Source organism: Vannielia sp. SX4 (assembly GCF_052828525.1).
Genome location: NZ_CM128247.1, coordinates 468,544 through 485,903 on the forward strand (window position 1 = coordinate 468,544; position 17,360 = coordinate 485,903).

A 17,360-nucleotide genomic window follows, 5' to 3' on the forward strand; every position below is an offset into this window, starting at 1 on the left:
GCAGGCATCCTCGCAAAGCATCCGTCCGCGAAATGGGCGCGCATGGCCAATCGGCTTCAGGCGCGGCTGGCCACGTGGTCGCGCCCGGCGACCGCCTTCACCAGCCACCCTGAACCGCGCACCATCGGCAGCTTTGCAAAGGGGCGGCAACTGGTGGCGGGCACCTACCTATTCGCCGGCTACCTCGTTGAGGCGCAGGGAGACGAGCGCCCGATCTGGGATCTGCCTGCCCCCGCACCCGAGTTCACCGAGGCGCTGATGGGGTTCACATGGCTCGACGATCTCGCCGCCGTGGGCGACCTGCGGGCGCGAAAGAGGGCACAAGAGTGGACATGGGTGTGGATCGAACGCTTCGGGCGCGGCCGCGGCCCGGGGTGGACCCCCGATCTGACCGGCCGCCGCCTGATCCGCTGGATCAACCACGCGATCTTTCTGTTGAATGGCCGAAGCTCGGACCAGTCCGAAGCCTATTTCAGGGCACTCGCCGGGCAAACCCGGTTCCTGTCCCGCCGCTGGCGCTCCGCGGCCCCCGGCTTGCCCCGGTTCGAGGCTCTGACCGGCCTCATTTATGCGGGCTTGGCGCTGCAGGGGATGGAGGGTCACGTGGACCCGGCGCTGAAGGCCCTCTCCCGCGAATGCGACCGGCAGGTGGATGCGCAGGGCGGCATCCCCACGCGCAACCCCGAAGAGCTGATGGAGGTGCTGACGCTTCTCACATGGGCGGTGCATGCGCTTGTGGATGCGGACCACTCGGTGCCGCGCCCTCTCACTGCCGCCATCGCCCGGATCACCCCCACCCTGCGTGCCCTGCGCCATTCCGATGGCGGGCTGGCGCGGTTTCATGGCGGCGGGCGCGGGCTTGAGGGTCGGCTGGACGCGGCACTCGCAGCCTCCGGCGTGCGCGAGGGGCCGGGTGAGGGGCTCTCGATGGGATACGCCCGGCTGGCCGCAGGTCGCACAACGGTGATCGTCGACGCCGCCCGCCCGCCTCGCGGCCCGGCCTCTGCCCGCGCCCATGCCTCCACCCTCGCCTTCGAGCTGACCTCGGGCCGCCGCCCGCTGATTGTCTCCTGCGGCTCGGGCGCAAGCTTTGGCGAGGGCTGGCGGCGGGCAGGCCGCGCCACGGCCTCTCACGCCACGCTGGCGGTAGAACGCTACTCCTCGTCCCGGCTTGCCCCGGCGGCAGGCCAGCGTGGCGAGTTTCTTGAAGACACGCCCCGGCAGGTGAAGGTGGAGCGCACAGGCGACTCTTCAGGCGCCCATCTTCTGGCCGGTCACGATGGCTACGCCTCCACCCACGGCCTCACCCATATGCGGCGGCTGGATCTTGACCCCTCCGGCCGCCTCCTCACCGGCACCGACACGCTCCGCGCCTTCACCGAAGACGCCCGCAAAGCCTTTGACGCGGCGATGACCCGAATGCAGTTGCAAGGCGTCAGCTTCACCGCCCACTTCCATCTGCACCCCGATGTCGATGCGACCGTCGACATGGGCGGCCTCGCGGTTTCGCTGGCGCTGAAGTCCGGCGAGATTTGGGTTTTCCGCTATTCCGGCAAGGCGGAGCTGTCGCTTGAGCCTTCGGTCTATCTCGAACAGGGCCGGATCAAGCCCCGCGCATCGCGTCAGATCGTCCTTTCTGCGAAAGTCCTCGATTATGGCCACGAGATCGGCTGGACCTTGGCGAAAGCACAGGATACCCCGCTCGCCATTCGTGACACGCTCCGCGATGACGACGATGAAGAGGACGCGGAGCAGGGCTGACCGAGGGGACCGATGCCGATGACCAACCTGCAACCCATCCGCCGTGCGCTGATTTCCGTTTCCGACAAGGAGGGGCTGGTCGAGCTGGCCGAGTTGCTGGCGCAGCGAGAGATCGAGATCCTCTCCACAGGCGGCAGCGCAGGCATGCTGAGAGAGGCTGGCATCGCGGTGAAGGACGTGGCCGATGTCACCGGCTTCCCCGAGATGATGGATGGCCGGGTCAAAACCCTTCACCCGGTCGTGCATGGCGGCCTTCTGGCTCTGCGCGACAATGACGAGCACGTTGCCGCGATGACCGAGCACGGCATCGGCCCGATCGACCTGCTCGTGGTGAACCTCTATCCCTTCGAGGCTACCGTGGCCAAAGGTGCCGACTACGACACCTGCATAGAAAACATCGATATCGGTGGCCCAGCGATGATCCGCGCCGCCGCCAAAAACCATGCCTTCGTGAACGTGGTGACGGACGTGGCGGATTATGCCGCGCTTGTCGCTGAACTAGACGACAACGATGGCCACACCACCCTCGCCTTCCGCCAGCAACTGGCGCAAACCGCCTATGCCCGCACCGCCGCCTATGACGCCGCGGTCAGCACCTGGATGGCGGACGCCATCGGCCAGCCCACCCCGCGCCGCCGTGCCTTTGCCGGCACGCTCGCAGCCACCATGCGCTACGGCGAAAACCCGCATCAGCAAGCGGCCTTCTACACCGATGGCACCGGCCGGGCCGGCGTGGCCACTGCCCAGCAGCATCAGGGCAAGGCGCTAAGCTACAACAACATCAACGATACCGATGCCGCCTTCGAGCTGGTCTCCGAATTCGCCCCCGAGGGCGGCCCGGCCTGCGCGATCATCAAGCACGCCAACCCCTGCGGCGTGGCCCGCGGCGCAACGCTCGAAGAGGCCTATCGCCGCGCTTTCGACTGCGACCGCACCTCCGCCTTTGGCGGCATCATCGCGCTGAACGACAAGCTTGATGGCGCAACCGCGCGGGCCATCAGCGAGATCTTCACCGAGGTCGTCATCGCCCCCGAGGCCGATGACGAGGCCAAGGAAGTCTTCGCCGCCAAAAAGAACCTGCGCCTGCTCACAACCGGCGCGCTGGCCGACCCGCGCCAGCCGATCCTGACCTATCGTCAGGTCTCTGGCGGCATGCTGGTGCAAGACAAGGACGTAGGCCATATCAGCAAGGATGAGTTGAAAGTGGTCACCAATGTGCAGCCGACCGATGCTCAATTGGATGACTTGCTCTTCGCCTGGACCGTCGGCAAGCACGTCAAATCCAACGCGATCATCTACGTGAAGGATGGTGCGACCGTTGGCGTGGGCGCAGGCCAGATGAGCCGTGTCGACAGCTCGCGCATCGCCGCCCGCAAGAGCCTCGACATGGCGGAGGCGCTGGGCCTGTCCGAGCCGCTGACCAAGGGCTCCGTTGTAGCCTCCGATGCCTTCTTCCCGTTTGCCGATGGCCTCATGGCCGCGGTCGAGGCAGGTGCAACCGCCGTGATCCAGCCCGGCGGCTCGATGCGGGATGACGAGGTGATCGCTGCCGCCGATGAGGCCGGTATCGCCATGGTCTTCACCGGCATGCGGCACTTCCGACACTGATCAGGCGGCCCTTATGCGCACCCTCACCCTCTTCGCGGTCATCGCCTTTGTGATCGATCAGGCCAGCAAGTGGTTCGTCTTCCAGTGGCTGAACCTTTGGGAGCGCCAGCGGATCGATGTGATCGACCCGCTTCTGGTGTTCCGCCCCGGCATCAACGAAGGCATCAACTTCGGCCTTTTCGGGGGCGGTTCGGGCGCGCAGCGGGTGATCCTTATCGTGATTGCGCTGGTGCTCTGCACCGCACTGGCCGTCTGGGCGGCGCGCAGCTTCACCACCCGTCGCGCCTTCGCCTCTGCGGGCATGGTGATCGGCGGGGCGCTGGCCAATGCGCTCGACCGCGTGCTCTTTCCCGGCGTGCTGGACTTTCTCAACATGTCCTGCTGCGGCATCTCCAACCCTTACCTCTTCAATCTCGCCGATGTGTTCATCTTTGCCGGGGCCTTTGGCCTGATCCTCTGGACCGGCGAGAAAAAGGCGGCTGACGAGGGCGGTGAAACACGCTAGAACGGGCAAAAGAACTGAGGGAAGCCGAGTGGTGTCAGGGGCAATGAAACGGGTTGAGGCAGCCGGGCGCGCTGCGCTTTTGCTGGCGCTCTGCGTGGGAGTGACCGCCTGTAGCCGCACGCCGGACCTGATGAACACGCAGCGCGGGCAGGATACGCCCGACGAGTTTGCCATCCTTCCCAACAAGCCGATTCAGCAACCCGAGAACTACCGCGATCTGCCTCCGCCCACGCCGGGCGGCAGCAACCGCGCCGATGCGACGCCGTTCAAGGATGCCGTCGCGGCGCTTGGCGGCAGCCCCGACCGTCTCAACCGCACTGGCGAGATCCGCGGTGAACCGGGGCTGATCGGCCACGTCACTCGCTTTGGCCTAGGCCGCGATATCCGCACCATTCTCGCCAAGGAAGACTACGAGTATCGCAGAAAGAATGACGGGCGCCTGCTGGAACGGCTGTTCAACGTGAACGTCTACTACAAGGCCTATCGCCCGCAATCGCTGGATCAGGAAGCCGAGCTGGCTCGCTTCCGTCGCGCCGGAGCGGCCACGCCCTCCGCCCCGCCCAGCGGCGAGTTTCAGTAGCCGTTAACTAAGCTTCGAGCCAATGCATGATACACCGGGCTTCACAACCCCGTTGCCCTACTTGCGCATATTGGCCCCATGCCTAGGGTAGCTCTCGCATTACACGAGAGGAGCGCTGATGCCCCCCATCCGCCGCGCCGGAGCCGCCCTTATGGCGCTCTTCGCCTTCACTGCCCTGCCCGCCACTGCTGAAGAAGTCACCGCCTTTTCGCTTGAAAACGGGATGGACGTTGTCGTGATCGAGGATCACCGCGCGCCTGTGGTGGTGAACATGGTCTGGTATCGCACCGGCGCCGCCGATGAGCCGCCCGGCAAGAGCGGCATCGCGCATTTTCTCGAGCATCTGCTGTTCCAAGGCACCGACGATCTCGCGCCCGGCGAGTTCTCCAAGGTGGTCGAGGACAACGGCGGCACCGACAACGCCTTCACTTCGTGGGATTACACTGGCTACTTTCAGCGTGTCGCCGCCGACCGGCTGGAGCTGATGATGCAGATGGAGGCCGACCGGATGGTGGACCTCCTCATCACCGAGGAGGATGTCGCCACCGAGCTTCAGGTGATCCTTGAAGAGCGCAACCAGCGGGTCGAGAACGACCCCTCCGCCCTCTTCGGCGAAGATCGCCGTGCCGCCCAGTGGATGAACCACCCCTACGGCATCCCGATCATTGGCTGGAAGCACGAGATGGAGGGGCTGACCCGGCAGGACGCGCTGGATTTCTACAAGCTTCACTATTCGCCCAACAACGCGATCCTCGTGGTGGCTGGCGATGTGACTCCGGAACAGGTGAAAGAATTGGCCGAAACCCACTTTGGCCCGCTGCCCGCCAACCCAGAGATCAAGACGCGCGCCCGCCCACAGGAACCGCCGCAAAGAGCAGCGCGCCAACTCAAGTTCTCCGATCCGCGCATCTCCCAGCCCTATGTGGTGCGCACCTACCTTGCGCCGGAGCGGGACGCCGGAGCACAGCAAAAGGCCGCCGCGCTGACCATCCTCGCCGAGCTTCTCGGCGGCTCTCCCACCTCTTCGCTGATGGGTCGGATGCTCCAGTTCGATGAAAGCCTCGCCGTCTACTCCGCCGCCTTCTACTCGGGCGAGAGCCTCGACGACGGCCAATTCGGCTTCTACGTCGTGCCCGTGCCCGGCCGCTCGCTGGAAGAGGCCGAGGCCGATATCGACCGGGTGATTGAGGCCTTCATAGAAGAGGGCGTCGACATGGAGGCCTTCGAGCGGATCAAGATGCAGGTCCGCGCCTCTGAGATCTACGCGAAGGACAATCTGCAGCGGCTGGCGCGTCGCTATGGCGAGGGGCTGACCTCCGGCCTCACGGTGGAGGATATCCAAGCCTGGCCGCAGGTCCTTCAGGCCGTCACACCAGAAGACGTGATCGCCGCGGCGCGCGAGGTGCTCGATATGCGGACCTCCGTGACTGGCTACGCTATGCGCACGCCCGATCCCGCCTCTGCGCCCGAGCCGGAGCCTGCCAGCGCCGCCGCGCCTGACGTCGAATCCGAGACTGAGATCGAAGCCGAGGAGATTTCGCAGTGACCTTTCTCAAGCGTATCGCCTGCGGGCTTGCCCTCGCCGCTCTACCATTCATGGCCTCGGCCGAGGTCGACATCGAAGAGGTCACCTCCCCCGGCGGTGTAGAGGCATGGTTGGTCAACGAGCCCTCCATCCCATTCGTCGCGCTGGAGATTCGCTTCAAGGGCGGCGCGTCACTCGATGCGCCCGGCAAGCGTGGGTCAATCAACCTGATGACTGCAATCCTCGAAGAAGGCGCAGGCGACATGGACGCCCGCGCATGGGCCGCCGCCCGTGACAGCCTTGCCGCCTCCTTCGACTTCGATGTCCACAACGACGCGCTCTCCATTAGCGCCAAGTTCCTCACCGAGAACATGGATGAGGCCGCCGAACTGCTGCGCCTCGCGATGGAAGACCCTCGCTTTGATCAGGATGCCCTCGACCGGGTGCGCGCGCAGGTGCAATCGATCATCCGATCCAACGGCAACGACCCCGACAAGATCGCCGGCGACACCTTCGACCGGCTGGCCTGGGGCAACCATCCCTACGGCACCGATCTGAACGGCACAGCCGAGAGTGTAGCGGCCCTGACACGGGAGGACATGCTTGATGCTAAAGCGCGGGTGATGGCCCGTGACAGGCTCTATGTCGGCGCTGTCGGAGATATCGACGCCGAGCGCCTCGCCGCCCTGCTCGACAAGCTCTTTTCCGGCCTCCCCGAGACCGGCGCCGAACAGGCTGAACACATGGACTACAGCCTGCAAGGCGGCCTCACCGTCGTGCCTTTCGATACCCCGCAGTCAGTGGTGAGTTTCGGCCAGCAGGGGATCAAGCGCGATGACCCCGATTTCTTCCCCGCCTTCGTGATGATGGAAATCCTCGGCGGTAGCGGTTTCAATTCGCGTCTGATGGAAGAGGTCCGCGAGAAGCGCGGGCTGACCTATGGCATCTATGCCTATCTCGCGCCGATGGACTACGGCGAGATCATCGGCGGCGGCGTGGCTTCGGCCAACGGACGCGTCGCGCAGGTGATCGAAGTGGTGCGCGACGAATGGGCCAAGCTCGCCGAAGAGGGCGTGAGCGCCGAAGAACTGGAACGCGCCAAGAAGTACCTGACCGGAGCCTACCCCCTCCGCTTCGATGGCAACGGCCGGATCGCCAACATCCTCGTTGGCCTCCAGATCGAAGGGCTGGGCAAGGATTACATCACCAACCGCAACAGCTTCGTCGAGGCGGTGACGGCGGAAGATGTGAAACGCGTCGCCAAGCGGCTGATCGACCCCGACGCGTTGCACTTCGTCGTGGTGGGTGCCCCGGAGGGGCTGGAGGAGACAGCTGGCAACTGACGCGGGTCGAGGCGCACGCCTCCGCCCGTTGACGCCCCGCCCTGCTCGCGCTACCCCGCGCCTCTCACCACCGATGGAGGCTCCATGGCCCGCCGCAAGGGACGCGACATTTCCGGCTGGATCATTCTCGACAAGCCCGCCGGGCCGACGAGCACTGCCTGCGTGAACAAACTGCGCTGGGCCTTTGAGGCCAAGAAGGCTGGGCACGCTGGCACGCTGGACCCGGCGGCCACCGGCCTGCTGGCCATCGCCTTCGGCGAGGCGACCAAATGCGTGCCCTACGTGATGGATGCCGAAAAGTGTTACAGCTTCACCGTTCGGCTGGGCGCGGCGACCAACACCGACGATGCCGAGGGCGAGGTGATCGAGACCGCCGAGGTGCGGCCCTCCGATGATGAGATCCGAACGGCGCTCCCAAGCTTCACTGGCGATATCATGCAGGTGCCGCCCAAGTATTCGGCCGTGAAGATCGATGGCGAACGGGCCTATGCCCTTGCCCGTGACGGCGAGGACTTTGAGGTTGAGGCCCGGCCCCTCTGGGTGGAGAGCCTAGAGCTTGTGTCGCGCCCCGATGCCGACACAGCCGAGCTTCGGATGGTCTGCGGTAAAGGCGGCTACGTGCGCTCCATTGCGCGAGATCTGGGTAAGGCGCTGGGCTGTCTTGGCCATGTCGTAACCCTGCGGCGCGAATGGTCCGGTCCGTTCGATCTTGAGAAGGCTGTCACGCTGGAGCAGGTCGAGGAACTGGCTCGCAAGCCCGAGATCGACGGCTTGCTGGTGCCGCTGGAACAGGGCCTGGGCGACTTGCCGCGCGTCACCGTGAACGAGGCTGCCGCCACCCGCATCGCCAACGGCAACCCGGCCCCAGTGGTCGCCTCCGATGCCGAATTTGGCGAGGATTGCTGGGCCGCCCACATGGGGCAGGCCATTGCTCTCGGCCGGTACCTTGGCGGCGAGTTTCACCCCAGCCGTGTGCTGAACCGGTGAGCCCCAAGAGCGCCAAGGAGTGGCTGGCATGATCACCCGTACCCACACCAAGGGCGACGCGCCCTCCACGGCCGTTTATTCCGACTGCGAGCGTTACCGCTATCTTCTGACGCGCACGTGGGACCCGGCGGGTGAGAAGGCGCTTTTCATCATGCTAAATCCATCGACCGCGACCGAGGTGCAGAACGACCCCACCGTCGAGCGCTGCGAGCGCCGCGCCCGCACGTTGGGCTTTGGCAGCTTCCGCGTCACCAATATCTTCGCGTGGCGCGACACTGACCCCAAGAACATGCGCGCCGCGCTCGAGCCGGTTGGCCCGGAGAACGATGCCGCCATTCTCGATAGCTGCGGTTGGGCCGACAGGATCATCTGCGCTTGGGGCAGTCACGGCGCGCATCTGGATCGAGGGCATGCGGTGGAGGCGCTCCTGCGGCAGGGCGGCTGGCCGCTCTATCACCTCGGGCTGACCAAGCACGGTCAGCCCAAGCATCCGCTCTACATCGCCTATACCGAGCAGCCCCAGCTTTGGGTCACTCCGGCGGGCGCAGTCTGATCCGCACCGCACTGCCGAGGGCTTCAGCGCCTTCTTCACACTCCACCTGCACCACCGGCCGACCGCCGAGGTTGATCTGCCAAGTCTCGTTGATGGTGGGCAGCATTACGATGTCGGTGGCATCCGGCCCGTCATAGAAAATGACCAGCCGCTCGGTCTCCGGGTCGAACCCCTGCACCACGGCAATCGGCCATTGCCGATCGACTGCGAGCTTCAACCGGCGGGGCGCCTCGGTGGGCACGATGATGTCCCCCATACCCATCGGCAAGATCAGCCTACCCTCCGAATCGTAAAGGTCTTCGGCTCCGTTGGAGGGTGTGTCCTGCGCTTCGCCCTCGCCGTCTGCAGGCGGCGAAGTCTCTTCGGCTACGGCTTCGACCTCAATCGCCTCATCCTCCGCCGCAGGCTCTTCCACTTCCGCTTTAGCAGGACTCTCGGCCTCAGCCGTTTCTCCCGGTCCCTCGACCTGCACTAAGGCCTCTTCCACCTCGGGGTTCTCGTCCTCTTCAGTTTCGGACTCAATCGCATCTACAGGTGCGTCTTCCTCAGCCTCCACAACCTCGGCCAACGGCGCCTCTTCGTCAGCATCCGCCTCAGCTTCATCCGCATCAACCTGCGCCTCCGCAATCGCTGCGCGCGCGGCGGCCTGTGCTTCGTCCATCCGCAGCATGGCCTTTTCGCTCTCGGCTTCTTCGAGCCGGATGCGGTTCAGCTCCTCCCGAACGGCCTGAATCTCCGGCGGAAATTCCCTGAATTCCTCGCTTGCCGTGAGCCTCGGAACGGCATCCGCGCTCGGCTCTTGCACCTCCGGCTCAGCAGTGCCTTCAGCCACTGCCCCGCTCCCTGCCAGCTCCGCGTGGCGTCGCGACCGAAGGCGGAACCAAAGTGCAATCAGCACCATGGCCAGAAGGAAGATTAACAGGGGAACGAGCCAATCGGGACGCATGCGCGGATCATCCACCGAACACCCCTCGCTTTCCAGCCCCGCCGCCAGAAACGCCGAAAACTTGTTGCATAATCTAGGCACCTTTTTCGGCGGCATAAGGGTTTCATCCACCATGCCACGCTATCCCGATTTCTGCGTTGCACGACACGGTCACGGGAGCGGCCTGGGGTGCAACCGCTAACGCTGTTGAGGGGTCACCGGCATGTTCTTGCTGTTCGGATTGATGGGTGCCGTGCTTGTCGGCTCGGCTGTTGTGGGGATCGCCGGAGGCGGCGAGGAGGTCGAGGAGGATGCTGTCGACCTCGACACCGTGGAAGATAGCTCCGGCGGTGCGGGCACCATCGGCACCTCCCTGCTCGATGACGAGGCACCCGATGGCGTCGAAGCGCTCGAACCCACCGAGGACGATCCCGCCAATGACCACCCCGCCCCTCTTGAGCCGACAGATCCAGACGCAGGCGTCACGCAGATCGGGAGCGATGCAGCCGACAGCATCCAGGGCGGCGCTGGCGACGACATCTTGCAGGGCAATGCAGGAGCCGATGAGATCAGCGGTTATGAGGGTGATGATGTGGCCCTCGGCGCCGAAGGTGATGACAACCTCGCAGGTGGAGAAGGGTCCGACAGCCTCTTTGGCGAAGATGATGACGACCTGCTCGACGGCGGCAGCGGGGATGACACGCTCTGGGGCGGATCTGGCGATGATACCCTACTCGGCGGTGACGGCGCCGACAGCCTGACAGGCGGCGACGGCGCCGACGTGCTCGCAGGCCAATCGGGTAATGACCAGCTCGAAGGCGGCCTTGGTAATGATCTGCTCATTGGCGGCGAAGGGAACGACAACCTTCAGGGCGGCGCTGGTAATGACATCCTGATCGGCTCGGATGACCTTGGCGTCGACTGGTTGAACGGCGGCGAAGGCGATGATGTACTGGTTCTCGGCGACGGTGACGCTGCCACCGGCGGGGAGGGCACTGACATGTTCACCCTCGGCCCGGACCTCGTGGAGGAGACCGTGGCGGAGATCATGGATTTCAACGCCGATGTAGATGGTCTCGCCCTGCTCTGGGACGACACAGCAAGCAGCGAGGCGCCAGAGATCACGCTCGGCGAGATCGACAGTGACCTCATCGAAGTCTTTGCCGACGGCGAGTTGATCGGGCTGGTGCACGGCGGCAGCTCATTGACCGCGGCCGATATTCAGCTCGTGCCCATGTCGGCAGGTGCAACCGTTTGAGCGTCGCCAACTGCGCCCGACCTGCCACTTCCTGACGGGTTTTCAATCCGGTGAATTCGGCTAGGGTCGGCGCATGAGCGACCCCGACCCGCACCTCTCCTCCGATCCCGTGGCCACCCAAAGCGCCGCCGAGGCGGACGCCGCGCATGATGCCACGCGCTCTGACCTCCAACGCGAAATCGTGGCGCTGCGCGAGGAAGTGGCCAAGCTGAACGATCACAAGTTCCTGCGGGTCTATGCGCAGTTCTGGCGCCTGATCGCCTTTCAATTGCTGCGCGGCATGGCCTTCGGTCTCGGCTCTGTTGTGGGCGCGACCGTTCTGGTTTCGATCCTCGCCTACCTGCTGAGCCAGGTCGATTTCATCCCGATCCTCGCCGAATGGGCCGCAGAGCTGGGTGTGGAACTGGATCAGGAGAAATCCGAAGCCGAAGCCGAGCAGCGGGTGGAAGAGCAACTGCCAGCCCCCGATGGCGCCGGAACCCAGCCAGAAGATCCGCCGCAGGTCGAACCGGGCGAGATGCCCCCGGCCAACGCCGACTGACCGGCGCGGACGAATCACCTTCCCATCCGGGCGGGCTTGGCCTATACGCCCCCTCTGTCGACCGGGATCGCCCGGGCGGCACACTCCATGGACCCTGCTGGACGACATCCCGGCTTGCGCCCGCAACACCAAACCAAAGGAGACCCCGATGTCGATCACTGCTGAAGACAAGGCCCGCGTCATCAAGGAATACGGCACCAAGGACGGCGACACCGGTTCGCCCGAAGTTCAGGTGGCCATCCTCTCCTCGCGGATCAGCACGCTCACCGAGCACTTCAAAACCCACAAGAAGGACAACCACGGCCGCCGTGGCCTTCTGAAGCTCGTGGCCCAGCGCCGCAAGCTGCTGGACTACCTCAAGAACAAAGACGAGGCCCGTTACAGGGACCTCATCGGCAAGCTCGGCATCCGCCGCTAAGACGGACCGCCAGGGACAAGCGAAGGGGTGGCCTCACGGCTGCCCCTTTTTCGTTCGTCACAAGGTTGCCCTGTCCCGCCAACTCCCGCGCAACGCAACGTCGCCACGCCCTGCCGCTTGACCGGTGCGCCCTGCCGCACCCATCCTGAGCGCAGGAGGAGAACCATGATCCCAGCGCTACGCGTCATCGTTCACATGGGCGGGCTGCACCGGCTGTTTCCGTTCTGGCTGGTGGGCTTGGGGCTGATCGTCTTCGACTTTCATCTCTGGATGCTGGCGGCCATTGCCTATGGCGTGGTGATCCAGTGGTTCAACGAGTACCTGATCCACCGTTTCATTTACCACCGCAAGCCGCCGACGGCGCAGAGCCCTTTCAACAGGCTGTACCGCAGCCACATCGGGCACCATGAATTTCCGCAGGATGAAGAGTTCTTCACCGGTGACGATCACTGGTTCCCGCTCCGCTTTGCCGCCGGCTCCTTCGCCGCACACATGCTGGTGCTCTGGCCGTTGCTGGGTTTCTGGCTGGCGGTAAAGGTGGCATGGGTCGCGCTCTTCGTCGGCTCCGCTTCCGCCTTCGCCTTTTACGAGTACTGCCACACGCTGGCGCATCTGAAAGTGCCAAAAGGAAGGTTCGGGCGGTGGGTGACCCGCGAACACATGGCGCACCACTATCAGGACCACCATGCCACCTTTCACGTAACCGCCGGGATGGGCTGGATTGATCGGCTCTTCGGCACCGCACACAGCCCGGCAAAAGCGCGGGAGCGCTACGACCGGCGTACCATGATGAGCATCGGGATGGACCCGGAAGATCTTCGCCTCGTCACCGCCCGCAAAGCCTACGGCATATCCAAATCCCCGCGCCACATCGCTTGAGTGCCAGTCGGATCGCAGCCTGAGGTTGCGATCACTTGGCAAATGACACACCGCATCGCTTCCCAATGGCACGGATCTACATAAACCCGCACAAACCTTTGGCATTAACCTCAAATTTTATTTCACCGGCCCGCCGAGCCTGCTAACCCCTTGGCCCGAACCGCCGCGCAGAGGGAGGCCGGGCAGAATGACGGGAGTGCCGGAATTTCCGACCACCGAACCTGAAGGGCACGAAGACGAGCTGGGCCGCCGCGAGCGGCTGGCCGACCTTGCCAAGACCGGGCTCATGGATAGCGTGCCGGAAGAGGTCTATGACCGCGCGGTGCGACTGGCCCGGCAGATCACGGGCGCGCCTGTGGGGTTGCTTTCGCTCGTCGACAACCGCCGCCAATTCTTCAAAGCGCAATCCGGCCTCGAAGAAGCCGGTGTGGAGCAGCGTGAAACGCCGCTGAGCCACTCTTTCTGCCAATACGTGGTGTCATCCCGCACCTCCCTCGCAGTGGTCGATGCGCGCACCCATCCGCTTCTGGCGGGCAATGGCGCAGTGGGCGATCTCGGCGTCATCGCCTATCTCGGCGTGCCGGTTCACGGGCCGGGGGGCGAAGTCCTCGGCTCTTTCTGCGCCATCGATTCCGAAGCACATGAATGGTCCGAAGGGCAGATGAAGGCGCTCGAAGACATTGCCGGGATCGTCGAAAGCGAGATTCGCCTGCATCAGGCTCTCTCCGAGCGCCAGTTGCTGGTGCAAGAGCTGAATCACCGGGTGAAGAACCTCTTCACCGTGGTGTCCGGAATGGTGCGCCTGAGCCACGCGAATGGCGAGGAGTCCTCCGCCCTCGCCGCGCGCCTCCACGCGCTGGCCAATGCCCACAACCTTCTGGCCCCAGCCATTCAGGCCGGGCAGCCGGTGGGCGACAGGATCTCCCTGCATGACCTTCTCGTTACCCTGCTCACCCCATACGGCGACGAGCATTTGACAGGGATCGACGGCCCCAATGTTGTGCTTGGCCCGCGCGCCAGCACCTCGCTCTCGCTGGCCCTGCATGAGCTGGCCACCAATGCAGCCAAATACGGAGCGCTCGCGGCAGCGCAGGGGCGGCTTGCGGTGACTTGGGGCGTTGAGGGCAACGACCTCAAGATCCGCTGGGAAGAGACCGGCCGCGCCACCCAAGAGGCCGGTCAGCCCGCGGGCTTCGGTTCTCGCCTTGTGTCGCTCGCGATTGAAGGCCAACTGGATGGCACGCTCGAAACCGATTTGCGACCAGAGGGTATGATCCGCCAGATCACCCTGCCACGCGACAGGCTGGCGGAGTAACCGCCGCCCGCGAGCGGACCGCCCGAGCCGGCCCGGTCCGTTCACAAAGCTTCCCATCGCCACAACTTTCATGTATGGCCCGCGCATCTGAGACGTTGCGCCAAGGCCCCGGCGCTCGATGGAATAGGTATCAGGGGCCGGCGGCAATGGGGCCGCCACTCAAACGGGAGACCCGGGATACGCCCGGGAGCGCTCCCCTACAGGAAACGAACATGTTCAAAATTACCAAGAAATCCATGGAGTGGGGCGAAGAGACCCTCACCCTCGAAACCGGGCGTGTGGCCCGTCAGGCCGATGGCTCCGTCATCGCGACCCTGGGCGAAACCTCGGTCATGGCCAACGTGACCTTCGCCAAGACCCAGAAAGAAGGGCAGGACTTCTTCCCCCTTACCGTTCACTACAACGAAAAATACTATGCCGCCGGTAAAGTGCCCGGTGGCTTCTTCAAGCGTGAAGGCCGCCCGACCGAAAAAGAGACGCTCACCTCGCGCCTGATCGACCGTCCGATCCGCCCGCTCTTCGTGCCGGGCTTCAAGAACGAAGTTCTGGTGATCTGCACCGTGCTCTCGCACGATCTGGTCAACGACCCGGACATCGTGGCCATGATCGCCGCTTCGGCTGCGCTCACCATCTCCGGCGCCCCGTTCATGGGCCCGATCGCTGCCGCCCGCGTCGGCTTCGAAGATGGCGAATACGTGCTGAATCCCGAAGTGCAGGACATGGACCAGCTGCGCCTGAACCCCGACCAGCGCCTCGACCTCGTTGTCGCTGGCACCAAGGACGCGGTGATGATGGTCGAGTCCGAAGCCTACGAGCTATCGGAAGACGAGATGCTCGGCGCCGTGACCTTCGCCCACGAGCAGATCCAGCCGGTCATCGACCTGATCATTTCGCTGGCTGAAGAAGCTGCCAAAGAGCCCTTCGACTACCAGCCGCCGGATTACTCCGAGCTCTATGAAGCCGTGAAGGCCGCTGGCGAGACCGACATGCGCGCCGCCTATGCGATCCTCGACAAGCAAGAGCGCACTGCCGCCGTGTCCGCCGCCAAGGAAAAGATCCTCGGCGCCCTGACCGACGAGCAGAAGGAAGACAAGAACCTCGGTTCCGCGCTGAAGAAGCTCGAGTCCTCCATCCTGCGCGGCGACGTGGTGAAAAACGGCAAGCGGATCGACGGTCGCTCGACCACCGATGTGCGCGCCATCACCTCCGAAGTGGGCATCCTGCCCCGGACCCACGGTTCCGCGCTCTTCACCCGCGGTGAGACCCAGGGCCTTGTGGTCACGACCCTCGGCACCGGTGACGATGAGCAGATCATCGACGCACTGCACGCCAACTACCGCAGCAACTTCCTGTTGCACTACAACTTCCCCCCCTACTCGGTGGGCGAGGTTGGCCGTTTCGGCCCTCCGGGTCGTCGTGAAATCGGCCACGGCAAGCTCGCCTGGCGCGCGCTTCAGGCCGTGCTGCCCGCACCGACCGACTTCCCCTACACCATCCGCGTGGTCTCTGAGATCACCGAGTCCAACGGCTCTTCCTCGATGGCTTCCGTCTGCGGCGGTTCGCTCTCGATGATGGACGCCGGTGTGCCGCTGAAGGCTCCGGTGGCCGGTGTGGCCATGGGTCTGGTGCTGGAAGATGACGGCTCCTACGCCATCCTGACCGACATCCTTGGCGACGAGGATCACCTCGGCGACATGGACTTCAAGGTGGCCGGCACCGAAGAGGGCATCACCTCGCTCCAGATGGACATCAAGGTTGCGGGCATCACGCCCGAAATCATGAAAGCCGCCCTGGCTCAGGCCAAGGAAGGCCGGATGCACATCCTCGGCGAGATGAGCAAGGCTCTGACCGCCGGGCGCACCGAGTTCTCGGCCCACGCCCCGCGCATCGAAACCATGAACGTGCCCACCGACAAGATCCGTGAAGTGATCGGCTCGGGCGGCAAGGTGATCCGCGAGATCGTCGAGGTTTCGGGTGCCAAGGTCGACATCAACGACGATGGTGTCATCAAGATCGCATCGCCGAATGCCGAGTGCATCGAGAAGGCCCGTGAGATGATCCACTCGATCGTCGCCGAGCCGGAAGAAGGCAAGATCTACAACGGCAAGGTCGTGAAGATCGTCGATTTCGGTGCCTTCGTGAACTTCTTCGGCAAGCGCGACGGCCTCGTTCACGTCAGCCAGATCGCCAACCAGCGCCTCAACCATCCCTCCGACCAGCTGTCGGAAGGCCAAGAGGTCAAGGTCAAGCTGCTGGGCTTCGACGATCGCGGCAAGGTGCGCCTGTCGATGAAGGTCGTCGACCAGGAGACCGGCGAAGAGATCAAGAAGGAAGAGAAGGCCGACTGAGGCCACTCGACCTGACGAACACCGAAAGGCCCGGGGGAAACCTCGGGCCTTTTACTTTGGTCTCAGGCTTCGATGAAGCGCGGCGCCTCTCCCGGTGCCATAATCACGGCTGTTAACCGCCCGGTGGCATAGGCCCCGGTGTCGATGGCAATGCGGCCGGGGACGACCTCGGGCTCATCCCGAATGTAATGGCCGTGGATCACCCAGATGCCATCCGGGCGCGGCGTCGAGAAAAACCCGGGGTGGCCGTGCGTGAGCGAATGTCGCTGGGCGGCGATAGGCCGCGATGGGTCAGCGCCCGCGTGGGTAACGGCCACATTACCGCTCTGCCAATAGCGCGGCAGGTCCATCAGCCACTCATGCATGCCCTCCGCCTCCAGAGCCTCAGCCAGCCCCGCCTGCGCGGCCTCAAGCTCCGGCCCACCCGCCTCGGACACACCCGCGCCATGGCCAAAACTCGCGAGGGTCTGCAAACCGCCGTAGGCCAGCCAGCGCGGATACTTCCCGCGAGCAAAATCCAGCATCATGTCCTCGTGGTTGCCGCGCAGGCAAACGGCGCGACCGTCCTCGTAGAGTGCCTTTAAGCGTCTCAACACCTCGGCCGAGCCCTCGCCCCGATCGACGTAATCCCCAACAAAGATAAGTGGCAGACCCGGCACCTCATGCTCCAGCCGGTCCAGCATCCGCTCAAGCAGGTCGTCCCGGCCGTGGATGTCTCCTATGGCCACAAAGGCGGCGTCAGGCTGAGGGGGCCAGCCACGAAAGATGGGCGCTGCCGGGGCCGAGCGCGACCAGCCGAACGGGAGCCATGACA

At 64.5% G+C, this 17,360-nt stretch carries 16 protein-coding genes; 14 read left to right on the forward strand and 2 right to left on the reverse strand.

What is annotated here, in order from left to right:
- The first annotated feature begins 42 nt into the window (after window positions 1-42).
- The 8 genes from ACUXVX_RS02370 (at window position 43) to ACUXVX_RS02405 (ending at window position 8,862) form a co-directional block, all read left to right on the forward strand.
- Window positions 43-1,761 carry a heparinase II/III family protein gene (locus ACUXVX_RS02370; RefSeq protein WP_446310210.1) on the forward strand — a complete coding sequence of 573 codons (1,719 nt, stop codon included), beginning with the start codon at window positions 43-45 and terminating at the stop codon, window positions 1,759-1,761.
- 18 nt (window positions 1,762-1,779) lie between these two features.
- Window positions 1,780-3,369, forward strand: coding sequence for a bifunctional phosphoribosylaminoimidazolecarboxamide formyltransferase/IMP cyclohydrolase (gene purH / locus ACUXVX_RS02375; RefSeq protein WP_446310211.1), 1,590 nt, complete (start codon window positions 1,780-1,782; stop codon window positions 3,367-3,369).
- Between the two features lie 13 nt (window positions 3,370-3,382).
- A complete protein-coding gene (lspA, locus tag ACUXVX_RS02380) occupies window positions 3,383-3,874 on the forward strand; it encodes a signal peptidase II (RefSeq protein WP_446310212.1) in 492 nt (163 codons plus the stop codon).
- 43 nt (window positions 3,875-3,917) lie between these two features.
- Window positions 3,918-4,454 carry a DUF3035 domain-containing protein gene (locus ACUXVX_RS02385; protein ID WP_446310213.1) on the forward strand — a complete coding sequence of 179 codons (537 nt, stop codon included), beginning with the start codon at window positions 3,918-3,920 and terminating at the stop codon, window positions 4,452-4,454.
- 118 nt (window positions 4,455-4,572) lie between these two features.
- On the forward strand, window positions 4,573-6,000 hold the full coding sequence (locus ACUXVX_RS02390) for a M16 family metallopeptidase (protein ID WP_446310214.1): 1,428 nt from the start codon (window positions 4,573-4,575) through the stop codon (window positions 5,998-6,000).
- Window positions 6,001-6,050: 50 nt separating this feature from the next.
- Window positions 6,051-7,322 (forward strand): M16 family metallopeptidase, encoded by a 1,272-nt coding sequence (locus ACUXVX_RS02395; RefSeq protein WP_446311494.1) that lies wholly within the window; start codon window positions 6,051-6,053, stop codon window positions 7,320-7,322.
- Between the two features lie 84 nt (window positions 7,323-7,406).
- Window positions 7,407-8,309, forward strand: a complete 903-nt coding sequence (gene truB / locus ACUXVX_RS02400; protein WP_446310215.1) for a tRNA pseudouridine(55) synthase TruB — start codon at window positions 7,407-7,409, stop codon at window positions 8,307-8,309.
- A gap of 28 nt (window positions 8,310-8,337) precedes the next feature.
- Window positions 8,338-8,862 carry a DUF1643 domain-containing protein gene (locus ACUXVX_RS02405; protein WP_446310216.1) on the forward strand — a complete coding sequence of 175 codons (525 nt, stop codon included), beginning with the start codon at window positions 8,338-8,340 and terminating at the stop codon, window positions 8,860-8,862.
- Here the strand turns inward: ACUXVX_RS02405 and ACUXVX_RS02410 are convergent.
- Window positions 8,840-9,922 (reverse strand): hypothetical protein, encoded by a 1,083-nt coding sequence (locus ACUXVX_RS02410; RefSeq protein ID WP_446310217.1) that lies wholly within the window; start codon window positions 9,920-9,922, stop codon window positions 8,840-8,842. The two genes, ACUXVX_RS02405 and ACUXVX_RS02410, sit on opposite strands and share 23 nt — an antisense overlap.
- 88 nt (window positions 9,923-10,010) lie before the next feature.
- Between ACUXVX_RS02410 and ACUXVX_RS02415 the strand changes: the two genes are divergently transcribed.
- The 6 genes from ACUXVX_RS02415 (at window position 10,011) to pnp (ending at window position 16,546) form a co-directional block, all read left to right on the forward strand.
- Window positions 10,011-11,045, forward strand: coding sequence for a calcium-binding protein (locus ACUXVX_RS02415; protein ID WP_446310218.1), 1,035 nt, complete (start codon window positions 10,011-10,013; stop codon window positions 11,043-11,045).
- A gap of 73 nt (window positions 11,046-11,118) precedes the next feature.
- Entirely contained in the window at window positions 11,119-11,586 is a 468-nt protein-coding gene (locus ACUXVX_RS02420) for a DUF5665 domain-containing protein (RefSeq protein ID WP_446310219.1), read from the forward strand.
- 148 nt (window positions 11,587-11,734) lie between these two features.
- Entirely contained in the window at window positions 11,735-12,004 is a 270-nt protein-coding gene (rpsO, locus tag ACUXVX_RS02425; protein ID WP_446310220.1) for a 30S ribosomal protein S15, read from the forward strand.
- Between the two features lie 165 nt (window positions 12,005-12,169).
- Window positions 12,170-12,883 (forward strand): sterol desaturase family protein, encoded by a 714-nt coding sequence (locus ACUXVX_RS02430; RefSeq protein WP_446310221.1) that lies wholly within the window; start codon window positions 12,170-12,172, stop codon window positions 12,881-12,883.
- Between the two features lie 187 nt (window positions 12,884-13,070).
- The gene (locus ACUXVX_RS02435; protein WP_222471242.1) at window positions 13,071-14,198 is read left to right on the forward strand and encodes a GAF domain-containing protein; all 1,128 of its coding nucleotides are present in this window, start codon (window positions 13,071-13,073) and stop codon (window positions 14,196-14,198) included.
- Window positions 14,199-14,410: 212 nt separating this feature from the next.
- A complete protein-coding gene (gene pnp / locus ACUXVX_RS02440; protein WP_222471241.1) occupies window positions 14,411-16,546 on the forward strand; it encodes a polyribonucleotide nucleotidyltransferase in 2,136 nt (711 codons plus the stop codon).
- A 62-nt stretch (window positions 16,547-16,608) separates the two neighbouring features.
- Here the strand turns inward: pnp and ACUXVX_RS02445 are convergent, their stop codons facing one another.
- Window positions 16,609-17,274 (reverse strand): metallophosphoesterase, encoded by a 666-nt coding sequence (locus tag ACUXVX_RS02445; protein ID WP_446310222.1) that lies wholly within the window; start codon window positions 17,272-17,274, stop codon window positions 16,609-16,611.
- Window positions 17,275-17,360 lie beyond the last annotated feature (86 nt).